This is a genomic window from Streptomyces sp. NPDC029466 (genome assembly GCF_055574515.1).
The window spans coordinates 85,824-108,273 of record NZ_JBVHZH010000012.1; the positions used below are offsets into that span (position 1 = coordinate 85,824).

The 22,450-nt window shown below is 71.3% G+C and carries 21 protein-coding genes; 17 read left to right on the top strand and 4 right to left on the bottom strand.

The annotated features are described in order from the left end of the window. Positions 1–34 precede the first annotated feature (34 nt). A complete protein-coding gene (locus ACZ4XD_RS12565) occupies positions 35–1,024 on the bottom strand; it encodes a helix-turn-helix transcriptional regulator (RefSeq protein WP_468041232.1) in 990 nt (329 codons plus the stop codon). A 92-nt stretch (positions 1,025–1,116) separates the two neighbouring features. Here ACZ4XD_RS12565 and ACZ4XD_RS12570 point away from each other — a divergent pair, with 92 nt between their 5' ends. After that, the gene (locus ACZ4XD_RS12570) at positions 1,117–1,524 is read left to right on the top strand and encodes a VOC family protein (RefSeq protein ID WP_468041235.1); all 408 of its coding nucleotides are present in this window, start codon (positions 1,117–1,119) and stop codon (positions 1,522–1,524) included. Between the two features lie 31 nt (positions 1,525–1,555). Here the strand turns inward: ACZ4XD_RS12570 and ACZ4XD_RS12575 are convergent, their stop codons facing one another. After that, the gene (locus tag ACZ4XD_RS12575; RefSeq protein ID WP_468041237.1) at positions 1,556–2,410 is read right to left on the bottom strand and encodes an alpha/beta fold hydrolase; all 855 of its coding nucleotides are present in this window, start codon (positions 2,408–2,410) and stop codon (positions 1,556–1,558) included. Between the two features lie 173 nt (positions 2,411–2,583). On the opposite strand from ACZ4XD_RS12575, the gene ACZ4XD_RS12580 reads away from it, so the two are divergent. Continuing rightward, complete coding sequence (locus tag ACZ4XD_RS12580; RefSeq protein ID WP_386684330.1) at positions 2,584–3,753, top strand: cysteine desulfurase family protein; 1,170 nt, start codon at positions 2,584–2,586, stop codon at positions 3,751–3,753. Between the two features lie 51 nt (positions 3,754–3,804). On the opposite strand, the gene ACZ4XD_RS12585 is transcribed toward ACZ4XD_RS12580, so the two are convergent. Further along, positions 3,805–4,533: an N-acetylmuramoyl-L-alanine amidase gene (locus ACZ4XD_RS12585; protein ID WP_468041240.1), complete on the bottom strand. Its 729-nt coding sequence runs from the start codon at positions 4,531–4,533 to the stop codon at positions 3,805–3,807. 45 nt (positions 4,534–4,578) lie between these two features. On the opposite strand from ACZ4XD_RS12585, the gene mnmA reads away from it, so the two are divergent. From mnmA to gatB, 15 genes are all read left to right on the top strand, one after another. Beyond that, positions 4,579–5,709, top strand: coding sequence for a tRNA 2-thiouridine(34) synthase MnmA (mnmA, locus tag ACZ4XD_RS12590; protein ID WP_468041242.1), 1,131 nt, complete (start codon positions 4,579–4,581; stop codon positions 5,707–5,709). A gap of 281 nt (positions 5,710–5,990) precedes the next feature. Next, complete coding sequence (locus tag ACZ4XD_RS12595; protein WP_468041374.1) at positions 5,991–6,677, top strand: VC0807 family protein; 687 nt, start codon at positions 5,991–5,993, stop codon at positions 6,675–6,677. Between the two features lie 430 nt (positions 6,678–7,107). Beyond that, positions 7,108–8,484 carry an NADP-specific glutamate dehydrogenase gene (gene gdhA / locus ACZ4XD_RS12600; protein WP_468041244.1) on the top strand — a complete coding sequence of 459 codons (1,377 nt, stop codon included), beginning with the start codon at positions 7,108–7,110 and terminating at the stop codon, positions 8,482–8,484. A 380-nt stretch (positions 8,485–8,864) separates the two neighbouring features. Further along, a complete protein-coding gene (locus ACZ4XD_RS12605) occupies positions 8,865–9,407 on the top strand; it encodes an LOG family protein (RefSeq protein WP_468041246.1) in 543 nt (180 codons plus the stop codon). A gap of 47 nt (positions 9,408–9,454) precedes the next feature. Next, the gene (locus tag ACZ4XD_RS12610; RefSeq protein ID WP_468041248.1) at positions 9,455–10,144 is read left to right on the top strand and encodes an SDR family oxidoreductase; all 690 of its coding nucleotides are present in this window, start codon (positions 9,455–9,457) and stop codon (positions 10,142–10,144) included. A gap of 147 nt (positions 10,145–10,291) precedes the next feature. Further along, positions 10,292–10,669: a MarR family winged helix-turn-helix transcriptional regulator gene (locus ACZ4XD_RS12615; protein ID WP_468041375.1), complete on the top strand. Its 378-nt coding sequence runs from the start codon at positions 10,292–10,294 to the stop codon at positions 10,667–10,669. Between the two features lie 149 nt (positions 10,670–10,818). Beyond that, positions 10,819–12,309, top strand: a complete 1,491-nt coding sequence (locus tag ACZ4XD_RS12620; RefSeq protein WP_468041250.1) for an MFS transporter — start codon at positions 10,819–10,821, stop codon at positions 12,307–12,309. Between the two features lie 215 nt (positions 12,310–12,524). Continuing rightward, complete coding sequence (locus ACZ4XD_RS12625) at positions 12,525–13,538, top strand: methionine synthase (RefSeq protein WP_078885566.1); 1,014 nt, start codon at positions 12,525–12,527, stop codon at positions 13,536–13,538. Positions 13,539–13,569: 31 nt separating this feature from the next. Continuing rightward, complete coding sequence (gene ligA / locus ACZ4XD_RS12630; RefSeq protein ID WP_468041253.1) at positions 13,570–15,783, top strand: NAD-dependent DNA ligase LigA; 2,214 nt, start codon at positions 13,570–13,572, stop codon at positions 15,781–15,783. 156 nt (positions 15,784–15,939) lie between these two features. Next, positions 15,940–18,048, top strand: coding sequence for a putative bifunctional diguanylate cyclase/phosphodiesterase (locus tag ACZ4XD_RS12635; protein ID WP_468041256.1), 2,109 nt, complete (start codon positions 15,940–15,942; stop codon positions 18,046–18,048). A gap of 44 nt (positions 18,049–18,092) precedes the next feature. Continuing rightward, positions 18,093–18,296, top strand: a complete 204-nt coding sequence (locus ACZ4XD_RS12640) for a hypothetical protein (RefSeq protein WP_468041258.1) — start codon at positions 18,093–18,095, stop codon at positions 18,294–18,296. 196 nt (positions 18,297–18,492) lie between these two features. Then, positions 18,493–18,789, top strand: a complete 297-nt coding sequence (gene gatC / locus ACZ4XD_RS12645) for an Asp-tRNA(Asn)/Glu-tRNA(Gln) amidotransferase subunit GatC (RefSeq protein ID WP_006602950.1) — start codon at positions 18,493–18,495, stop codon at positions 18,787–18,789. Positions 18,790–18,794: 5 nt separating this feature from the next. Continuing rightward, a complete protein-coding gene (gene gatA / locus ACZ4XD_RS12650) occupies positions 18,795–20,288 on the top strand; it encodes an Asp-tRNA(Asn)/Glu-tRNA(Gln) amidotransferase subunit GatA (RefSeq protein ID WP_468041261.1) in 1,494 nt (497 codons plus the stop codon). A gap of 5 nt (positions 20,289–20,293) precedes the next feature. Continuing rightward, on the top strand, positions 20,294–20,527 hold the full coding sequence (locus ACZ4XD_RS12655; protein WP_033266953.1) for a hypothetical protein: 234 nt from the start codon (positions 20,294–20,296) through the stop codon (positions 20,525–20,527). A gap of 16 nt (positions 20,528–20,543) precedes the next feature. Then, positions 20,544–22,052 (top strand): Asp-tRNA(Asn)/Glu-tRNA(Gln) amidotransferase subunit GatB, encoded by a 1,509-nt coding sequence (gene gatB / locus ACZ4XD_RS12660; RefSeq protein WP_468041263.1) that lies wholly within the window; start codon positions 20,544–20,546, stop codon positions 22,050–22,052. Positions 22,053–22,186: 134 nt separating this feature from the next. Here gatB and ACZ4XD_RS12665 read toward each other — a convergent pair whose 3' ends face one another. Beyond that, positions 22,187–22,444 (bottom strand): hypothetical protein, encoded by a 258-nt coding sequence (locus ACZ4XD_RS12665; RefSeq protein ID WP_468041265.1) that lies wholly within the window; start codon positions 22,442–22,444, stop codon positions 22,187–22,189. Positions 22,445–22,450: the final 6 nt, after the last annotated feature.

The window sequence follows — 22,450 nt, forward strand, 5'->3', positions numbered from 1 at the left end:
CCGCCCCGTCACCCTCGAAGAGCGCAGGAAGTCATCACCCTCGAAGAGCGCAAGACGTAAGACGACCGGCGAGGGCGACGACGAGGTCGCGCAGTTCAGCGGGGCGTTCGATGACGAATGGCCGGTCGATCGAGGCGAGGGCCGGAGGCAGCCAATCGAGTCGCTCCGCCCGTAGTTCGACGCGTAGCCAGCGCTCGGGGGGCGGGGCCATGTCTGCCGTCGGCTCGTACTCCTCCAGGCGCGCGACGGTGGCGGGAAGGTGGGCGCGGATCTGCTCCGCCGTCCCGTGGATCCGCAAGGTCACCTCGTGCCGGTACTCCGCCGTGGCGAACCCTGACAGCACGCGCTGGGCCGGGCCGGGACCGTCGGGCACCTCGAACGAGCCGGGCAGGGTCCGCGCGTCCGTGAGGCGATCGAGCCGGAAGGTGCGGTCCTCGTCGATGCCGGCGTCCGTGCCCGTGACGTACCACCGGCCCGCATGCGCGACGATCCCGTACGCGTGCAGGGTGCGTTCGCTGCGCCGGCCGTGGCCATCGGTGTATCTGAGGGAGACCGGTCGGCGGTGGCGTACCGCATCGGCGAGGGTGAGCAGGATCCCCGCGTCCGGGGTGGCGAACTCGCCGGGCTGGTCGGTGAAGGCGAGGGACTCCAGGAGCGTGTCGAGCCGGCGGGCGAGGTGCTTGGGCAACACCCGCCGGATCTTGGCCGTCGCCGTCTCGCTCGCTGTGTGCTCCGTCGTGCGCAGCCCTGTTCGGCGGCCGGCGATCAGGCCGAGCAATACGGCCAGCGCCTCGTCGTCGCTGAGCATCAGGGGAGGCAAGCGGTAACCGGGGGCCAGTCGATACCCGCCGTACCGGCCGCGCACCGACTCCACGGGTATGTCCAGGTCGATCAGTTGGTTCACGTACCGCCGCACGGTGCGTCCCTCGACGCCGAGCCGGTCGGCGAGTTCGGCCACCGTCCGGGTGCCGCCCGACTGAAGCAGTTCCAGGAGTGTCAGCACGCGGCCGGTGGGTCGAGGCATGGCCACAGGTTACGGCGCATACCGGACCGATTCTGTCCCCTATTCCTCCTAACCTGCGAAGCCCCGTCACTCCGGCAGCCAAGGAGATCACCATGGACTTCGTCTCGATCCGCATCATCACCGGCGATGTCGCCCGCCTCGTCGCGTTCTACGAGCGCGCCACCGGACTGCAGGCGAGGTGGGCCACCGAGGACTTCGCCGAACTCAGGACCCCGCACGCCACCCTCGCGATCGCCGGCACCCGTACCGTCCCGCTGTTCGCTCCGGGCTCCGCCCGCCCGGCGGAGAACCGCAGCGTGATCACCGAGTTCCTCGTCGACGACGTGGACCGCCTGTACCAGAACCTGTCCGGCTTCGTCACCGACGTCGTCACCGAGCCCACCACGATGCCCTGGGGCAACCGGTCACTGCTGTTCCGAGACCCCGACGGCAACCTCGTCAACTTCTTCACCCCTGTCACCGCGGCGGCCATCGAGAAGTTCGGGGCACGGACGTCCTGAGGCGTCACACCCAAGGGGCAAAGCCCCGGCCTCACCCACCGACCGTCAGGAACTCCCCCAGTACTGCCGTGAGTTCGGCCGGTGCGTCCTCCTGGACCAGATGGCCCGCGCCTTCGATGAGGTGGAGGCGGGCGCCGGGGATGCGGGCGGCCAGGTCGTGTCCCTTCGTGGGCGGGATCCAGGTGTCCTCGGTGCCCCAGCAGATCAGCGTCGGGAGGGCGAGTTCGCCGTAGCGGTCCTGGATCTCGTCCGTGAAGCGCTGGTCGTTCTGCGCGATCTGCCGGTAGAACGCCGGCCGCCCCTCGTCCGTGCACCAGGGCTCGACCAGCCGGTCGAGGACGGCCGGGTGCAGGCCGGGGTGGCTCGCGGAGGAGACGTACTCGCGCACCAGGGCGCGGTGGAGGTCCGGTGGCAGCTGTCCGAACACGCCGGGGTGTGCGGCCAGCAGCCGGTAGGTGGGCGAGCCCCAGGGGGCCAGCGCCACCGGGTCGACGAGTGCCAGCCGTGCGTAGCGCGCACCGTGCAGCAGATGCGCCCGCAGTGCTACGCAGCCGCCGAAGTCGTGTGCCACCACGGCCGGACGGGCTGCCTCCGTGGCCAGGTCCCAGTGGGCGAGCAGCTCGGCGAAGACCCGGGCCTGGGCGGCGAGCGAGACATCCTGGCCGGCCCGCTGCTCGGAGACGCCGTAGCCCGGCATGTCCCAGACGAACACCCGGTGCCGTGCGGCCAGGGCCCGTGCCACACCCCGCCAGACGTACGAGGAGAAGGGCGTCCCGTGCAGCAGGACCACCGCCGGGGCGTCCGGCTGCCCTTCGCCGAGGGCGGCCCAGCGGACCTCGGCGCCTGACGCAGTGCGGAACGTCCTGTCCAGAAGCCACGGTGTCATGACCGTCAGGCTAGTGACTCCTTACCGGGGTGTCGAGGGTGCGGACCGGCCGTCCCGCGGGCCGCTCGGGGGGGCGGACGGTGGGCCGCCCCGGCATTCCGGCGTACAGCGCACCCGCGCGCTGCGCATGCGCCCCCGAGCCCGCCGCGGCGGCTCGTAGAATCGTGCGCACCATGGTTTACCTCGACCACGCCGCCACCACCCCGATGCTCCCGGAGGCGGTGCAGGCGATGACCGCCCAGCTGACCGTCACCGGCAATGCGTCCTCGCTGCACGCCGCCGGCCGGCGGGCCCGGCGTACCGTCGAGGAGGCGCGCGAATCCCTCGCCGTCTCCCTCGGCGCCCGCCCGAGCGAGATCGTCTTCACCGCGGGCGGCACCGAGGCCGACAACCTCGCGGTCAAGGGCCTGTACTGGGCCCGCCGGGCCGCCGACCCGGCCCGTACCCGCCTGCTCGCCAGTCCCGTGGAGCACCATGCGGTGCTCGACGCCGTGGAGTGGCTCGCCGAGCAGGAAGGCGCCCGCGTCGAGTGGCTGCCGGTCGACAGCTACGGGCGGGTGCACGCCGAGGCGCTGCGTACGGCCATCGCCCGCAACCCCGCCGATGTCGCGCTCGCCACCGTCATGTGGGCCAACAACGAGATCGGCACCGTCCAGCCGGTGCGCGAACTGGCCGAGGTCGCCGCGGAGTTCGACATTCCGCTGCATGCCGACGCGGTGCAGGCCGTCGGCCAGCTGGAGGTCGACTTCGCCGCCTCCGGGCTCGCCGCGATGACGGTCTCCAGCCACAAGATCGGCGGACCGTACGGCATCGGCGCGCTGCTGCTGGGCCGTGAGTACGCCCCGGTGCCCGTGCTGCACGGCGGCGGCCAGGAACGGCACGTCCGCTCCGGCACCCTCGACACCCCGGCCATCGCCGCCTTCGCCGCCGCCGGCCGGTACGCCGTCGCGCACCGCGAGGACTTCGCCCGCGACATCGGCGCACTCCGCGACGACCTGGTCAAGGCCGTGCGGGCCGCCGCGCCGGACGCCGTCCTCGGCGGCGACCCGGACCCCGCCGGACGGCTCCCCGCCAACGCGCACTTCTCCTTCCCCGGCTGCGAGGGCGATTCCCTCCTGCTCCTCCTGGACGCCCAGGGCATCGCCTGCTCCACGGGCTCCGCCTGCACCGCCGGCGTCGCCCAGCCCAGCCATGTCCTGCTGGCCACCGGCATGTCCCCGGACCTCGCCCGCGGCACCCTGCGGTTCTCCCTGGGGCACACCTCCACCGCGGAGGACGTGGCGGCACTGGCCGAGGCCATCGGCCCGGTCGTGGAGCGGGCGCGGAGCGCGGGGCTGAGCTGAGGCTCGTGCGGTACGTCGGCGGGCCCCCGCGCCCGTTGCCCGGCGCGCGGCTCAGGTCTTCCGTACGGGCGGGCTTTCCCGCGCACGTACGGGCTTGCGCAGCTCGGCCCGTACGAGCCGCAGATAGCGGTCCCAGTCCCAGTGCGGCCCCGGGTCGGTGTGATCGGTTCCCGGTACCTCCACATGCCCGACGAGGTGCTCCCGGTCGGCGGGGAAGCCGTACCGCCGGCATATCCCGGCCGTCAGCCGCGCCGACGACGCGTACATGGCAGCCGTGAACGACTCCGGCCGGTCCACGAACCCCTCGTGCTCGATCCCGATGCTCCGCTCGTTGTAGCCGCGGTTGCCCGCGTGGAAGGCCACATCCAGCTCGCGGATCATCTGCGCGATGTGCCCGTCCTTGCGGACGACGTAGTGCGCGCCGGCCTCGTGTTCCGGGTCCCGGAAGACGTCCAGGGCGGTCGCGTAGCTGCCCTGGACGACATGGATGACCACCCGGTCGATCCCGTAATCCGCCGGCCGGTCGGCCCGCCGGTAGTTCGCCGGGGACGCCGCGACCCACTGCGCGCCCCGGTGGTCGACCGCGCCGGGCGTGCGCGGCTTCTCGTTCCCCGGCAGCCGCCACCACAAGTGGGCCAGCCCCTCGCGCCCGGCGATCGCCGCGGCACCGGCGGCCACCGCCCCGCCGCCCCCGATCCACAAGGCCCGTCGCCGCGTGATCCCGGCCGGCGCCGCCTGGCCGCCGGCCTCCTCCCCGTCCCTCTTCCCCATGCGCTGCATAACGCTTTCGGCCCTGTCGGCGGTTCCGTCTACTCTGGACTGGCTATGACTGATGACGCCCCCCGCCGCCTCCGTGTCCTCGCCGCCATGTCCGGCGGCGTCGACTCCGCCGTTGCCGCCGCCCGCGCCGCCGAGGCCGGCCATGACGTGACCGGCGTGCATCTCGCGCTCTCCGAGAACCCCAAGTCGTTCCGCACCGGCGCCCGCGGCTGCTGCACGATCGAGGATTCCCACGACGCCCGCCGGGCCGCCGACGTCATCGGTATCCCCTTCTACGTCTGGGACCTCGCCGAACGCTTCCGCGAGGACGTCGTCGACGACTTCATCGCGGAGTACGAGGCCGGGCGCACCCCGAACCCCTGCCTGCGCTGCAACGAGAAGATCAAGTTCGCCGCGCTCCTGGACAAGGCGCTGGCCCTGGGCTTCGACGCCGTCTGCACCGGCCACTACGCCACGGTCGTGCTGCGCGAGGACGGCACCCGCGAGCTGCACCGCGCCTCCGACATGGCCAAGGACCAGTCGTACGTCCTCGGTGTCCTCGACGACCGCCAGCTCGCGCACGCCATGTTCCCGCTCGGCGACACCCTCACCACCAAGGCGGAGATCCGCGAAGAGGCCGCCCGCCGCGGTCTGTTCGTCGCCAAGAAGCCGGACAGTCACGACATCTGCTTCATCGCCGACGGCGACACCCAGGGCTTCCTGGCCAAGCGGCTCGGCACGGCCCCCGGCGACATCGTCGACGAGTCCGGCAACCGCCTCGGTACGCACGAGGGCGCGTACGGCTTCACCATCGGCCAGCGCAAGGGCCTGCGCATCGGCCACCCGGCCCCCGACGGCAAGCCGCGCTATGTCCTCGACATCTCCCCGGTCGACAACACCGTCACCGTCGGCCCCGCCGCCTCGCTCGACGTCATGGCGCTGACCGCGATCCGCCCCCGCTGGTGCGGCCGCCCCCCGACGTCCGGCCCCGCGACGTACACGGCCCAGCTCCGCGCCCACGGCGGCGAGACCGAGGTGACCGCCGAGCTGATCGGCGATGCCGAGCTCCAGGTGTCCTTCACCGAGCCCGTCCGCGGAGTGGCCCCCGGCCAGGCGATCGTGCTCTACGACGGCACCCGTGTGGTCGGCTCGGCCACCATCGCCACCACGGAGCGGGCGGCGCGCGCGGAGGCGTAGCCGCCCTCCCGGAGGTGCTCCGGGGAGGCGCGGCGCACCACGGTGCGTCGCGCCGATCTGACCGATCTGACAAATGTCATGGCGATCCCAGGACAGCTGCAACTGTTGCCGGCCACGGCTGTGCCCGAAGCTGAAGGCACCGCAGGAAAGCAGCAGTTCACCGCACCATGGGGGAGTACGCCGTGCGCAGGAAGCAGTCCGTGGCCGAGTCCGCAGCCGAGGGGGAGCGCGGCAATCCGCTGGCGAGCTTCGTGCCGCTGATCGTGGACGCGGGGATCCCGATGGCCTCGTACTACCTCCTCAGCGAGGGCTTCGGCTTCAGCACGGTGGCCGCACTGGGCTGGAGCAGTGTGGTGCCGGCGCTGCGGACGGTGTGGGGGCTGGTCAGGAGCCGCAGGGTGAACGGCCTGGCGCTGCTGATGCTGATCGTCAATGTGGTGGGTCTGGCGCTGAGCGCGGTGGCCGGTGATCCACGGCTGATGATGGCCAAGGACAGCGGGGTGAGCAGCGTGGTCGGGATCGTGATCCTGCTTTCCGTGCGGAGCAAGCGGCCGCTGATGACGGCGGGGCTCAAGCCGTGGGTCACCAAGGGGAGCGCGGCCGGCAACGCCGCCTGGGACCGGCTGACGGCCGGCTCGGAGCGGTTCCGGCGGGCCGAGCGGCGGTTCTCGGCGATATGGGGGACGGCCCTGCTGACCGAGTGCGTGCTCAAGGTCATCGGCGCCTACACCGTGCCGGTGGACACCATGGTCTGGCTGGGCACGGTGCTGACGGTCGTGGCCATCCTGGCGGCCATGGTCATCGCCGGGGGCGGCTGCGCCGAGCCGATGGAGAAGATGGTCGGCGCCGAGGTCGCGGCCGAGGCCGAGCGCGCCGCTGATCTGGGCACGGCTGACCTGGGCGGGGCGGACGCGGGGAGGGGCGCGTCCGTCGCGGCGGCCGGGGCAGCGGCCGGGGTCGCGGGCTGAGGAGCGGGCGGCGGGGCGCGCCATGGCCGGCGGTGAGGGGAGCCGGGCGGGTGGGGCGCGCGGCGCGGACCCGCTGGTGGGGCGCGTGGGGCGGGCCAAGACCGCTGGTCAACTGTGAGCTCCCGCACAGCGGGCGGTGCGGGCGGCCGGTGCGCGGAAGCCGTCACCGGTGCGCTGACCTGCGGGCATGCGGCGGGGGAGGGCGGGCCGGGGGACTCGGGCGATTGCGTACGTGAACGACGTGTCGTATATCCCACAGTCGATCGGCGGGGTGCCGCCAAATAGGGTCGGGAAAGCGACGGGACGTCAGCGCTGTCGGGGCAAGAAATGGTGACGATAAGGACTGACAAGGAGTTGTAGACCTTGTGAGGACTCGTCAGGGTCCGGACCGCAGGCGGCCTTTCCGCGGCCACGAAAGGGAACGGAAGTCATGTCGACTGTTCAATCTCAGGTCAAGCCCGGCGTTCATTCCGCCGGGCCGGCATCCCTGTACGCCGAGCTGGTCCGGCGAAATCCCGGGGAGCCCGAGTTCCATCAGGCGGCACTTGAGGTGCTGGAGACGCTGGCCCCGGTGCTGGCGGCCCGCCCGGAGTTCGCCGAGGCGAAGATCCTGGAGCGGATCTGCGAGCCGGAGCGGCAGATCATGTTCCGGGTCCCCTGGCAGGACGATTCCGGGGCGATTCATGTCAACCGCGGTTTCCGGGTGGAATTCAACAGTGCGCTCGGCCCGTACAAGGGCGGTCTGCGTTTCCACTCGTCCGTGAATCTGGGGATCGTCAAGTTCCTCGGCTTCGAACAAATCTTCAAGAATTCCCTTACCGGGCTCAGCATCGGTGGCGGTAAGGGCGGCAGCGATTTCGATCCGCACGGCAAGTCGGACGCCGAAGTCATGCGATTCTGCCAGTCGTTCATGACGGAGCTGCACCGTCATCTCGGCGAGCACACGGACGTACCGGCCGGCGATATCGGCGTCGGCGGCCGCGAAATCGGCTTTCTCTTCGGCCAGTACCGGCGGATCACCAACCGCTGGGAGGCCGGTGTGCTCACCGGAAAGGGCCTGTCCTGGGGCGGCTCCAAGGCCCGTACGGAGGCCACCGGTTACGGCAATGTGCTCTTCACCGAGCAGATGCTCAAGCAGCGCGGCGAGGAGCTGGACGGGCAGCAGGTGGTGGTCTCCGGGTCCGGAAACGTCGCGATCTACACCATCGAGAAGGCTCAGGCGCTCGGTGCCAACGTGCTGACCTGCTCGGACTCCGGCGGCTATGTCGTCGACGAGAAGGGCATCGACCTGCCCCTGCTGCGGCAGATCAAGGAGGTCGAGCGCGGCCGGATCAGTGCGTACGCCGAGCGGCGCGGGGTGTCCGCCACATACGTGCCCGGTGGGCGGGTGTGGGATGTCGCGTGCGATGTGGCGCTGCCGTCGGCGACCCAGAACGAGCTGGACGCGGACGCCGCCCGGATCCTGATCCGCAACGGCGTCAAGGCGGTCTCCGAGGGCGCCAACATGCCGACCACGCCGGAGGCGGTGACGCTCCTCAAGTCGGCCGGTGTGGCCTTCGGTCCCGGCAAGGCCGCCAACGCGGGCGGGGTGGCGACCAGCGCGCTGGAGATGCGGCAGAACTCCTCGCGGGAGGCCTGGGCCTTCGAACGCACGGAGGGCGAGCTCGCGGCCATCATGCGCGGGATCCACCACCGCTGTTACGAGACCGCGGAGCGCTTCGGACAGCCGGGCGACTATGTCGCGGGCGCCAACATCGCCGGCTTCGAACGGGTCGCGGAGGCGATGCTGGATCAGGGGTTGATCTGAGCCGGGTTGATCTGAGCCGGGGGTGAACTGGGGCGGGGTCGAGCTGGTCCGGGGTGGAGTACGGGAAGGGGTGCGTGCTGGGGCCGGGGTCGGGGTCCGTGCCGGGGCGAGCCCGGGTCGGGGTCGGGCGGCGGTGACGGGAGCAGTCTCCGGCCTGCTCGGTTCGGCCGGCTGCTGGGTTCGGCCGGGTGACGGCCCGGCGTCGCGCCTGCTGCGTTCGCGGTGCGGCTCCCCCCCACCCCCGAACCCACCCCCGCCCCCTCCCCCCGAAGGGGGAGGAGGGGGAGGGGGCGGGGGAGAGCCCTCCGGGGCCTTTGCCCAGAGCTTCCGCCCCGCCCTTCCGCCCCAGCCCCCACCCCACCCGCTCGTAAAGTGACCGCATGAATATCTGCGTTTTCTGTTCCGCCGCCGATCTCGACGGCCGCTATGTCACCGCTGCCCGTGAGTTCGCCGAGCTGATCGGCCGGGGTGGGCATGCGTTGGTCTGGGGCGGTTCGGACACCGGCCTGATGAAGGTCATGGCCGACGGGGTGCAGGAGGCCGGCGGCAAGCTGATCGGCGTTTCCGTGGAGTTCCTGGCGCACAAGGCGCGCGAAGACGCCGATGAGATGGTCGTCACGAAGGATCTCGCCGAGCGGAAGGCGCAGATGCTGGTGCGCGCCGACGCCGTCGTCATCATGGTCGGCGGTACCGGCACCCTGGACGAGGCCACCGAGATCCTGGAGCTGCGCAAGCACGGGATGCACACCAAGCCGGTGGTGCTGCTCAACACCGCTGGTTTCTACGACGGGTTGAAGCAGCAGTTCCAGCGGATGGAGGCGGAGGGCTTTCTGCCACTTCCGCTCACCGACCTGGTCTTCTTCGCGGAGGACGGCGTCGGCACGCTGGCCTACCTGGAGGAGAAGGCGGGTATCCAGGGCTGAGCCGCCGGGCCCCCGCGTCCGACCACCCGCTCGTTAGGATCGGGCCCATGGGTACGCACTTGATCACGGGCGCAGGGTCGGGCATCGGAGCGGCGGTCGCACGGCGGCTCGCGGACCGCGGGGAGGACCTGTGGCTGCTGGCGCGCAACGCGGTCCGGGCGAAGGAGCTGGCCGCGCAGTTCCCCGGCGCCCGTACGCTCGTCGGTGATCTCGCCAACCCCGAGAAGCTGTCCTGGGCCTTCGGGCAGCAGCCGCTGCCGGACCGGATCGACTCCCTGGTGCACAGCGCGGGCGTGATCGAGCTGGGCGCGGTCGCCGATCTGCCGGCCAAGTCCTGGCAGCGGCAGCTGGCCGCCAACCTGGTCGCGCCCGCCGAGCTCACCCGGCTGCTGCTGCCGCTGGTACGTGCCGCCCAGGGGCATGTCGTCTTCGTGAACTCCGGGGCCGGGCTGAGCGCGCGTGCCGAGTGGGGTGCGTACGCGGCGACCAAGCACGGTCTGAAGGCGCTGGCCGACTCGCTGCGGGCGGAGGAGCACGACAACGGCGTCCGGGTCACGTCGGTCTATCCGGGGCGCACGGCCACGCCGATGCAGGAGAGCACCCACCGGCAGGAGGGCAAGGAGTACGACCCGGCCCGCTGGATCGACCCGGAGTCGGTCGCGACGGCCATCCTCACGGCCATCGATCTGCCGCGCGACGCGGAGATCAACGATGTGTCGGTGCGGCCCGGCCGCTGAGGTCCGGGGCCGCCCCGCCGGCGGTTGTCCACAGCTTTGGTCCGCGCACCGCTGCTTTCCGCCACGGCGACGTACGCTGCATGAGTGACCATTGAAGCGAAGGCGACCGCGGCGGCGGGGTGCGGGTTCCGGGAGATCCGGGGGCTGGTGACGGAGCTGAGCCGCCGGCTCGACGCCCATCAGCGCAGCCGGGTCGCCGAGCTCGATCTGACGCCGACGCAGGCCAAGGCGCTGGAGGAGCTCGGCGAGCCGAAGACGGCGCGGGAGCTGGCCGCGGTGCTGTGCTGTGAGCCGCCGAATGTCACCTACGTCATCTCCAAGCTGGAGAAGCAGGGCATGGTCGTGCGCCGGCCGCATCCTCTGGACGGGCGCGCCAAGCAGCTCGTACTCACCGAGGCGGGACGGGAGTTGCGGCTCGATCTGCTGCGGCGGATGGGGACCGCCTCGCCGCTCGATCATCTTTCGCACGAGGAGCGGGCCGCGTTGCGCGAGGAGCTGCTGAGGGCGCTGGGGCGGGGCGACTGACCGCTCGCGGGGACTTATGGCGCTGCCGCCGGGGCCCGGGATGTGCACCGACACCGACACATCCCGGGCCCCGGCGTTTTCGTATGCGTTCAGCAAAGTTATAGCTGTAACTATTGTCGGCAGGGATAGCTACAGCTTTAACTAAATCCATGATCAGAGAGAAGATCGCGCCGCACGCGCCGCAGGCCCCGGCAGGCGAGGCCGGGACGGCCACCCCGGCCCGGCCACAAGGTCAAGCCCGGCCACGAGTCCAAGCCCGGCCACAAAACCAAGCCCGGCACCGGACCCCACCACCCCACCGGTCCCGCGACGGTGTCCAACTCCTCGTCCTGGCCCTCGGGTTCGTGATGGCGAGCCTGGACACCGGCATCATGAACGTCGCCGCGAACGATCTGCGGGCCCGGCTCGGACTGACCATGTCCGGCCTCACCTGGGTCGTCGACGGCTATGTCCTCGCCTTCGCCGCGCTGCTGCTGCTCGCCGGCTCGCTGGCGAAGCGGTTCGGTGCCCGACGGATCTATCTCATCGGGCTCGCCGTGTTCACCGCCGCGTCCCTGGGCGCCGTCGCCCCGAACGGTGCCGTCCTGGTGGCGGCACGCTTCATCCAGGGGGCGGGCGCGGCGCTCTTCATGCCCAGCTCGCTGTCGCTGCTGATGCACGCGTTCCCCGAACCGGCGCGCCGGGCGAAGATCCTCGGCATCTGGTCGGCGGTCGTCTCCACCTCCGTGGGGCTGGCGCCGACCCTCGGCGGCGTACTGGTCGGCACGCTCGGCTGGCGCAGCATCTTCCTCGTCAACCTGCCCGTCGGTCTGGCCGGCCTGCTGCTGACCCGGCGGGTGATCGCGGCGGTCCCGGCCCGCCGTTCGGCGCTCGGCGGTAGTGGCCACGTCCTGGGGCTGCTGGCCCTCGGGGCGTTGAGTTACGCACTCATCGAGGGGCCCGGCAGGGGTTGGTCCGCGCCGTACGTCCTGGGGGCGTTCGCGGTCGCGGCGGTCGCGCTGGCCGGCTTCCTCGTCCGTGAACGGGCCGCCCGCACCCCGGTCCTGCCGGTCTCGCTCTTCGCCGACCGCAGTTTCAGCGCGGCCAATGTGGTGGGCTTCCTCTTCAACTTCGCCTTCTATGGGGCGCTGTTCGTCCTCGGCCTCTTCCTGCAGGGCGCGCGCGGGGCGGGTCCGGTGACGGCGGGGCTGCAGATGCTCCCGGCCGTTCTGGTCCTCCCGTTCGGCAACATGCTCTATTCCCGGTTCGGGCCGCGGACCGGCGACCGGACCGCGCTCACCGCCTCTCTGGCGCTCTCCACCGCGGGTTACGTCCTGCTGTTCCTGATCCTCACGCCCGGCCTGCCGTACTGGGTCCTCGCGGTGGTGCTCGCGGTCGCCAACCTCGGCAGCGGGGTCAGCTCCTCGGCGATGACCGGCGTCCTGATGGCGGCCGCCGGCCGGGAGCACGCCGATATCGGCAGTGCGACCCTCAACGCCAACCGCCAGATCGGCTCCCTGGTGGGGATCGCCGGAATGGGCGCGGTGCTGACGGGGGCGGGCGGCGGCTACCAGGGCGCGGCCTGTGCCTTCGCCCTGACGGCGGTCGCGCTGGCACTCGCGGTCGTGGTCGGCCGGACGGGCATACGCACCCGGGCGTGAGCGGCGTCCACGGCCGCACGGCCATACGCACCCGGACATGAGCCGCGTCCACGGCCGGGACTGCAGCACGTACCCGAACGGGTGGGGCGCGGAGTACGCACTTGGAGCGTGTCCGTCATACGCATCCGGACGGGGCGGGCCGCCGCATCGGGAGCCATTCCGTGCGCGCACACCTGGCGCACCCGGCTCCGCACACCGGCGCATACCCTTCCTGGGTGAGCGAGAACAGTACGCAGAAGTGGACCGCGGGCGCGGCGACCGGGATCGGATCGATGCCGGGCGGTGACGCGCGGGAGGCGGCCAAGACCGTCACCGGATCGCTGGAGACCTTCCCGTATCTGCCGGAGCTCCCGGCCCGGGGGCCCGGCGCCGACATGATCGGCCGGACCCTCGGGATGCTGGTCGAGGTCTACGGCCATGTGGAGCCCAGCGGCTGGCGGATCAGCGACCGGCCGGGCCGGGACACCCGGCGGGCCCACTCCTGGCTCGGTGAGGATCTCGACGCCCTGGAGGAGTTCACCCAGGGTTACGAGGGCCCGCTGAAGGTCTCCGCGGTCGGCCCGTGGACCCTGGCCGCCTCCCTGGAGCTGCGCAACGGCGAGGCGGCCGTCGGCGACCCCGGGGCCTGCCGGGATCTCGCGGCGTCCCTGGCGGAGGGGCTGCGCGGCCATCTCGCGGACGTACGGCGGCGGGTCCCGGGCGCGCGGGTCGTGCTCCAGCTCGACGAGCCCTCGTTGACGGCGGTGCTCCAGGGCCGGGTGAAGACGGCGAGCGGCTACCGCACGCACCGGGCGGTGGACCGCGCGGTCGTCGAGGGCGCGCTGCGTGATCTCGTCGGGGCGGCGGAGGGCGGCCCCGTGGTCGTGCATTCGTGCGCGCCCGAGGTGCCCTTCGGGCTGCTGCGGCGGGCCGGCGTCACCGGCGTCTCGTTCGATTTCTCACTGCTCACCGAGCGTGAGGAGGAGGCGATCGGGGAGGCCGTCGAGGGCGGGACCACGCTGTTCGCAGGCGTGGTGCCGGGCGTGGACAGCCGATTGTCAGACCCTGCCGGTAGCGTCATGGGTGTCAGGACGCTGTGGCGCAGGCTGGGGCTGGCGCCGGGGACTCTCAGCGAGTCCGTGGTGATCACTCCGTCGTGCGGTCTGGCGGGCGCTTCGCCCGCTTATGCCCGCTCTGCTCTCGCCCACTGCGTCCGGGCGGCGAGATCACTCGCAGACAACCCTGAGTGACCGCACTCAAGGACCACGGGAGGACAAGACGGTGGCTGGCGAACACGCAGCGGAATCCAAGGTGCCCGCAGCGGCGCGGGAGAAGCACGCGCAGCTCGCTGAGCAGATCGAGGAGCATCGCTTCCGGTATTACGTGAAGGACGCCCCGGTCATCAGTGACGCGGAGTTCGACAAGCTGCTGCGCTCCCTGGAGGCCCTGGAGGACGAGCACCCCGAGCTGCGCACCCCCGATTCCCCGACCCAGAAGGTCGCCGGGGCCTATGCCACGGAGTTCACCGAGGTCGAGCACCGCCAGCGGATGCTCTCGCTCGACAACGCCTTCGACGACGAGGAGTTGGCGGGCTGGGCCGAGCGGATCGCCGGTGAGCTGGGCGGCGACCCCAAGAGCGCCAAGTACCACTTCCTGTGCGAGCTGAAGGTCGACGGTCTGGCCGTCAACCTCACCTACGAGAAGGGCCGGCTGACCCGCGCCGCCACCCGCGGCGACGGCCGTACGGGCGAGGACATCACCCCCAACGTCCGTACGATCGCCGAGATCCCGCACCGCCTGAAGGGCGACACGATCCCGGACCTGGTCGAGGTGCGCGGGGAGGTGTTCTTCCCGATGGAGAAGTTCCTCGCGCTCAACGAGCGGCTGGTGGCCGAGGGCAAGCCGCCGTTCGCCAACCCCCGTAACGCCGCGGCCGGTTCGCTGCGCCAGAAGGACCCCAAGATCACCGCCAGCCGCCCGCTGCACATGGTCGTCCATGGCCTCGGTGCCCGCGACGGCCTGGAGATCGACCGGCTGTCGGAGGCTTACGACCTGCTCAAGGAGTGGGGCCTGCCGACGGCCACGCACAACAGGGTCGTCGATTCCCTTGCGGCCGTGCGGGAGTTCATCGGGCATTACGGCGACGCCGAGACCCGCCGTACGGCCGTCGAGCACGAGATCGACGGCGTCGTCGTCAAGCTGGACGAGATCCGGCTCCAGGGGCGGCTGGGCTCGACCTCGCGGGCGCCGCGCTGGGCGATCGCCTGGAAGTACCCGCCGGAGGAGGTCAATACCAAGCTGGTCGACATCCGCGTCGGCGTCGGCCGTACGGGCCGGGTCACGCCGTATGCCGTGGTCGAGCCGGTGACCGTGGCCGGCTCCGAGGTGGAGTTCGCCACCCTGCACAACCAGGACGTGGTCAAGGCCAAGGGCGTGTTCATCGGCGACACCGTCGTCATCCGCAAGGCCGGTGACGTCATCCCGGAGATCCTCGGCCCGGTCGTCGATCTGCGGGACGGCAGCGAGCGGGAGTTCGTGATGCCGGCCGAGTGCCCCGAGTGCGGGACGGCGCTCCAGCCCGCCAAGGAAGGCGATATCGACCTGCGGTGCCCCAACGCCCGCGCCTGCCCCGCCCAGATCCGTGAGCGGCTGTTCTACCTCGCCGGCCGCAAGTGTCTGGACATCGAGAACTTCGGCTATGTCGCGGCGACGGCACTCAGCCAGCCGCTGGAGCCCGCGGAGCCGCCGCTGAAGGACGAAGGCGATCTTTTCGGCCTTTCCATCGAGCAGCTGCTGCCCATCAAGTCGTATGTCCTCGACCCCGATTCCGGCCTGCCCAAGCGCGACCCGAAGACCGGCGAGGAGAAGGTCGTCACCTTCTTCGCCAACCAGAAGGGCGAGCCGAAGAAGAACGCCCTGGCCATGCTGGAGAACATCCAGGCGGCCAAGCAGCGTCCGCTGGCCCGGATCATCACCGGGCTGTCGATCCGGCATGTGGGCCCGGTGGCGGCCGAGGCGCTGGCGCGGGAGTTCCGCTCGATCGACCGGATCCGGGAGGCGGACGAGACGGAGCTGGCCGCCGTCGACGGTGTCGGGGCCACCATCGCCGCCTCGCTGAAGCAGTGGTTCGCCGTGGACTGGCACCAGCAGATCATCGAGAGCTGGCGGGCCGCGGGCGTCCGAATGGAGGAGGAGCAAACGGGTGAAGAGGGCCCGCGGCCGCTCGAAGGCGTCACCGTCGTGGTAACGGGCACACTTCAGTCACACACCAGAGATGGCGCGAAAGAGGCCCTCCAGAACCTCGGAGCGAAGGTGACCGGTTCCGTTTCGAAGAAGACCGGATTCGTAGTGGTGGGCGACAACCCTGGTTCGAAGTACGACAAGGCCATGCAGTTGAAGGTCCCCGTGTTGGACGATGATGGCTTCGCGGTGCTGCTGGAGCAGGGTCCTGACGCAGCGCGAGACGTAGCTGTCACTCCACCTGAGGAGGAGTGAGGTGTCACCTCATCGGCGCATACCAGATTGATCCGCGACGCCGGGTCGCATTCGGGCAACCGTCGTGGATGGCTGCCCGTCGCGGCCTTCCGCGGCCTACTGTTGAGGAGTGCGCCTGCCGTGGCGCGGGCACAGCCGGCTGTGAGAGGGATCGGAATGAAACCGACCGACAGCGCCGCTCCGGCGTCGCGGCTCCGGCGGCTCGTCGTGCCCGCGCTGCCCGCGACCATCGTCACCGTGGCGGGCCTCGCGCTCGCCACGGGCGTCATCGTGACCCTCGGCGAAGGTGACGCTCTGTTCCCCGGCCAGTCCGTGGGCTGGTCGCTGGCGATCCTCACGGGCATCATCGTCGGCCATCTGGTAGCCCTCGGCCGGGACCGCTGGTGGGGCGGCACGGGCTCCGGCGCCGCCCTCGCCCTCGCCGTCCTGCTGCTCTACGGCTGGGTGCCCGCCGTCCTCGTCAGCCTCTCCGTGGTCGTGCTGGTGGGTGCCGCCCGGCGGCACCGCTGGCGACAGGCCGTGGTGCACGGCGCCGTGGACATCCTCGGCCTCGGCACCGCGGCGCTCGGCCTCGCCGCCTTCGGTATCGCCTCCAGCGTCCGCCACCCCTGGGCCCCGTCGTCCTGGAACCTCTCCGTCCTCCCCGAAGTCGTCGTCACCGCCGCCGGCTACCTCCTGGTCAGCCGCGGCCTGCTCTGGGTCAGCCTCACCCCCCGCACCGGCCAGCTGCCCGCCATCCCCCGAACGGCCGTGGTCCGGCAGGCACTCGTCGGCATCGCACTCCTCGGCATCTCCCCGCTGATCGTCGTCTGCGCCGTCCACGCACCCCTGCTGCTGCCGCTGTTCGCGGTCCCGCTGATCGCGCTGGACTCCACGCTCTGGATAGCCCGCGCCCGCGCCGAGGAGCAGCTGCGCGACCCGCTCACCGGCCTGCCCAACCGCCAGTGGCTGCTGGAGCGCACCTGGACCGCCCTGGACGACGCCGAGCGCGTCGGCGCCCGCTCGGCGCTGGTCCTCATCGACCTGGACCGCTTCCGCTCCGTCAACGACACCCTCGGCCACCTCGCCGGCGACCGCCTGCTGCTCCAGATCGCCGACCGCCTACGGCACGCCCTCCCGCGCGGTGCCGAGGCCGCCCGGCTCGGCGGTGACGAGTTCGCCGTCCTGCTGCCCACCACCGACTCCCTCACCAGCTCCCAGCGGGCGGCCCGCAATCTCGTCGCCGCCCTGGGCTCCCCGCTGGACCTCGACGGGCTGACCCTCGTGCTCGAAGCCAGCGCGGGGGTCGCCGTCTTCCCCGATCACGCGCTCGACGCCGAGGGGCTGCTGCGCCGCGCCGATGTGGCGATGTACCAGGCCAAGCGCGACCGCAGCGGTGTCGAGCTCTACGAGGCCAAGCGGGACGGCAACACCCCCGACCGGCTCGGCCTGTTGGGCGATCTGCGCCGCGCCCTGGACGCCGGCGATGTCGAGCTGCACTACCAGCCCAAGGTCGGCTTCGACGGGCATGTCGCCGGGCTGGAGGCGCTGGTCCGCTGGGTGCACCCGGACCGCGGCCGGGTGCCACCGGACGAGTTCATCGCCATCGCCGAGTCCTCCGGGCTGATGCCCCGGCTGACCGAGTACGTCCTGGAGACCGCGCTCGCCCAGGTGGCGCGCTGGCGCGCGATGGGCCTGGAGGTGCCGGTCGCCGTCAACGTCTCCCCGCGCGATGTGCACTCCCCGGGCTTCGCCGGCGCCGTCGCCGCGCGGCTCGCCCGGCACCGCGTCCCGCCCGGCGCCCTCCAGCTGGAGATAACCGAGCATGTCCTCCTGGAGGACCCGCAGCGGGCCGCCGACACCCTCGCCGGGCTCACCGCGCACGGCGTCAAGATGTCCCTCGACGACTTCGGGACCGGCTACTCCTCCCTGGTCCACCTCAGGCGCCTCCCGGTCAGCGAGCTCAAGATCGACCGCTCGTTCGTGGCCCGGCTGGCCGTCGACACCGAGGACGCGGAGATCGTCCGCTGCACTCTCGACCTCGCGCACTCCCTCGGCCTCCTGGTCGTCGCGGAGGGCGTCGAGGACGACGAGACCTGGGAGCGGCTGCGTGACCTCGGCTGCGACGCCGTACAGGGCTGGCTGGTGGCCGCGGCGATGCCACCGGACGAAACCACGGCCTGGCTGAGAGCTCGCGGTGAGCGCGGCTGGCAGCGCGAATCGGAGACGGCCGCCCTGGCGGCGGAGAAGGCCGCCGAGCGCCCTTCGGGACAGGTCCTGAACTGACCCGGCCACCGGCCGTCCCTTGTCCCCGCTCCGAAGAACACCCCGTGGAAGCCCTCCCGGAGGCTGCGGCACCGGCCGCGGCGCCGCATCACGGTGAGAAGTCCACCGATTCCGGCGGCGCCGAGCGCGACGCCGGCGTGCCCGAGGCCACCGATGCCAGGGCCGGTGATCCTCCCGGCCAGGCACCTGAGGCGATCGACTCCCCGGCTGACGATCCCCCCGGCGGCCCGTCGTCCGGCGACCGCTGACCGGCCGCCGCACGACGGGCCACCGGCGCCGCCGCGCGACGGGCCACCGGCCGTCGCACGCCGGGCCGTCGGCGGCCCCGGTACCCGGTGGAAAAGCCCTGCGCAATTCCCATGCAGGTGCGCAAGGGGAATGCGAATAGGATTGGGCCCGCATATACAGCCAAGAACACTCCGAGAACCAGCAGAGGATCGCTGCATGCCTGGCATCACGCGCGAGGAGGTCGCCCACCTCGCCCGGCTGGCACGTCTGGAGCTGAAGGCCGAAGAGCTCGACCACTTCGCCGGACAGCTCGACGACATCATCGGCGCGGTCGCCCGCGTCTCCGAGGTCGCCGATCAAGACGTACCGCCGACCTCCCACCCGCTGCCCCTGACCAACGTCATGCGGCCGGACGAGGTCCGTCCGTCGCTGACCCCCGAGCAGGCGCTCTCCGGCGCCCCGGCCCAGGAGCAGCAGCGTTTCAAGGTGCCGCAGATCCTGGGGGAGGAGTGACCGACATGGCAGACCTGATCAAGCTCACCGCCGCCGAGATCGCGGCGAAGATCGCCGCCGGCGAGGTCACCGCGGTCGAGGTGACCGAGGCCCACCTGGCCCGTATCGAGGCCGTCGACGAGAAGGTGCACGCCTTCCTGCACGTCGACCGCGAGGGCGCGCTCGCCCAGGCCCGCGCCGTGGACGAGAAGAAGGCCCGCGGCGAGAAGCTCGGCCCGCTGGCCGGTGTTCCGCTCGCGCTCAAGGACATCTTCACGACGGAGGGCATGCCCACGACCGTCGGCTCGAAGATCCTCGAAGGCTGGCTGCCGCCGTACGACGCGACGCTGACCAAGAAGCTCAAGGCCGCCGACGTCGTCATCCTCGGCAAGACCAACATGGACGAGTTCGCCATGGGGTCGTCGACGGAGAACAGCGCCTACGGGCCGACCGGCAACCCCTGGGACCTCACCAAGATCCCTGGCGGCTCCGGCGGTGGCTCCAGCGCCGCCCTCGCCTCCTACGAGGCCCCGCTCGCCATCGGCACGGACACCGGCGGCTCCATCCGCCAGCCCGCGTCCGTCACCGGCACGGTCGGCGTCAAGCCCACCTACGGCGGCGTCTCCCGCTACGGCATGGTGGCCTTCTCCAGCTCCCTGGACCAGGGCGGCCCCTGCGCCCGTACGGTCCTGGACGCCGCGCTGCTCCACGAGGTCATCGCCGGGCACGACCCGCTGGACTCCACCTCCATCGACGCGCCGGTCCCGCCGGTCGTCGAGGCGGCCCGCAACGGCAGCGTCGCGGGCATGCGCGTCGGCGTCGTCAAGCAGTTCCGCGGCGAGGGCTACCAGGCCGGTGTCATCCAGCGCTTCGACGAGTCGGTCGCGCTGATGAAGGAGCTGGGCGCCGAGATCGTCGAGCTGGACTGCCCGTCCTTCGACCTCGCGCTGTCCGCGTACTACCTCATCGCGCCCTCGGAGTGCTCCTCCAACCTGGCCCGCTTCGACGCCATGCGCTACGGCCTGCGGGTCGGCGACGACGGCACCAAGTCCGCCGAGGACGTCACCGCCCTGACCCGTGAGGCCGGCTTCGGCCCCGAGGTCAAGCGCCGGATCATGCTCGGTACGTACGCGCTCAGCTCCGGCTACTACGACGCGTACTACGGCTCCGCCCAGAAGGTGCGGACGCTGATCACCCGCGACTTCGAGAAGGCCTTCGAACAGGTCGACGTGATCGTTTCGCCGACCACGCCGACCACCGCCTTCCCGATCGGCGAGCGCGCCGACGACCCGATGGCGATGTACCTCGCCGACCTGTGCACGATCCCCACCAACCTGGCAGGCAACGCGGCCATGTCGCTGCCCTGCGGTCTGGCTCCCGAGGACGGGCTGCCGGTGGGCCTTCAGATCATCGCTCCTGCCATGGCCGACGACCGGCTCTACAAGGTCGGTGCCGCGGTCGAGGCCGCGTTCACCGCCCAGTGGGGCCACCCGCTGCTTGAGGAGGCACCTGCACTGTGACCGCCATGACCAAGAAGGCCAAGAACTTCAAGAAGTCCAAGTCCGGTCTGTACCTGTCGATCGGCAGCACCGCGTTCGGCGCCATCAGCGTCGCCAAGCAGGCCAAGCTGGCCCGCAAGGAGAACGACACGCTCCGCCTGATCGACGCCGCCGTTTCGGCCGCGGCGATCGTCACCGGCCTGGCGATCCTCTACCGCGAACTGAAGCGCCTGGGCGACGACGACGTCCTGCTGGGCTGAGAGGGAAAGTTTCACCGTGACTGTCACTGACCTGGTGTCGTACGAGGACGCCCTCGCGACGTACGACCCCGTCATGGGCCTGGAGGTCCATGTCGAGCTCGGCACCAACACCAAGATGTTCTGCGGCTGTTCCACCGCCCTCGGCGCGGACGCCAACTCGCAGACCTGCCCCACCTGCCTGGGCATGCCCGGCTCGCTGCCGGTCGTCAACGCGACCGGCGTCGAGTCCGCGATCAAGATCGGCCTGGCGCTGAACTGCTCCATCGCCGAATGGTGCCGCTTCGCCCGGAAGAACTACTTCTATCCGGACATGCCGAAGAACTTCCAGACCTCCCAGTACGACGAGCCGATCGCCTTCGACGGCTACCTCGACGTACAGCTGGAGGACGGGGAGATCTTCCGGGTGCACATCGAGCGCGCCCACATGGAGGAGGACACCGGCAAGTCCACCCACATCGGCGGTGCCACCGGCCGTATCCACGGCGCCCGGCACTCGCTCCTGGACTACAACCGCGCCGGCATCCCGCTCATCGAGATCGTCACCAAGCCCATCGAGGGCGCGGGCGAGCGGGCCCCCGAGGTCGCCAAGGCGTACGTCGCCGAGCTGCGCGAGCTCATCAAGGCGCTGGGCGTCTCCGAGGCCCGGATGGAGCAGGGCCAGATGCGCTGCGACGTGAACCTCTCGCTGCGCCCCAACGGCACCGAGAAGTTCGGTACGCGTTCGGAGACCAAGAACGTCAACTCCCTGCGCTCCGTGGAGCGGGCGGCCCGCTTCGAGATCCAGCGGCACGCCGCGGTGCTGTCCTCCGGCGGCACGATCGTCCAGGAGACCCGGCACTTCCACGAGGAGGACGGCTCCACGACGCCCGGCCGCATCAAGGAAGAGGCCGAGGACTACCGCTACTTCCCCGAGCCGGACCTGGTGCCGGTGGCCCCCTCCCGTGAGTGGGTCGAGGAACTGCGGGCCGCGCTCCCCGAGCTGCCGCGAGTCCGCCGCAACCGCCTCCGCGAGGAGTGGGGGATCAGCGAGCACGACATGCAGTCGATCCTCAACGCGGGCGCGGTCGACCTGATCACCGCCACCGTCGACGCCGGCGCGGACTCCGCCTCGGCCCGTAAGTGGTGGATGGGCGAGCTGGCCCGGCGCGCCAATGAGGACGGCATCGACCTGGCCGCCCTGCCGATCACCCCCGAGCAGGTCGCCCGGGTCACCGCGCTGGTCGCCGACGGTTCCCTCAACGACAAGCTGGCCCGACAGACCATCGAGGGTGTGCTGGCCGGCGAGGGCGACCCGGACACCGTCGTCGAGAAGCGCGGCCTCAAGGTCGTCTCCGACGAGGGCGCCCTGGGCACCGCCGTCGACGAGGCGATCGCCGCCAACGCCGCCATCGCCGACAAGATCCGCGGCGGCAAGGTGGCCGCGGCCGGCGCCCTGGTCGGCGCGGTCATGAAGGCCACCCGGGGCCAGGCGGACGCGGCCCGCGTCCGCGAGCTGATCCTGGAGAAGCTGGGCGTCGAGGGCTGAGGCGCCGCTTCTTGTGCACGACGGTGAGCGGCCGTCCTTCCCGGGGATGTACTCCTCGGGGAGGGCGGCCGCTTTCTGCTGACGGCAGGCGAGAACGGCCGTCTGCCGTCACCCTGCGGCGCCCCGCCGGGCGTTCACCCCGCGAAGAGCCAGCCACCGCCGAAGACCGCGACCAGCAGCGAGGCGCCGGCGGTCAACGTCATCCATGCCCTCTCCTTGCGCCACCCCACCACCGCGAGCACGGCGCAACAGACCAGCACCAGGGCCGTCCCGATGAGCTCTACGCGGGCCGCCCCTTTGGCGATGCCGATGACGTTCGCCACCGTGACCAGCAGCGCAATCCCGCTGGTCCCCAGCGCGATGCGGCGTGGGTAGTCGTCCCTGATCAACACTGTTCC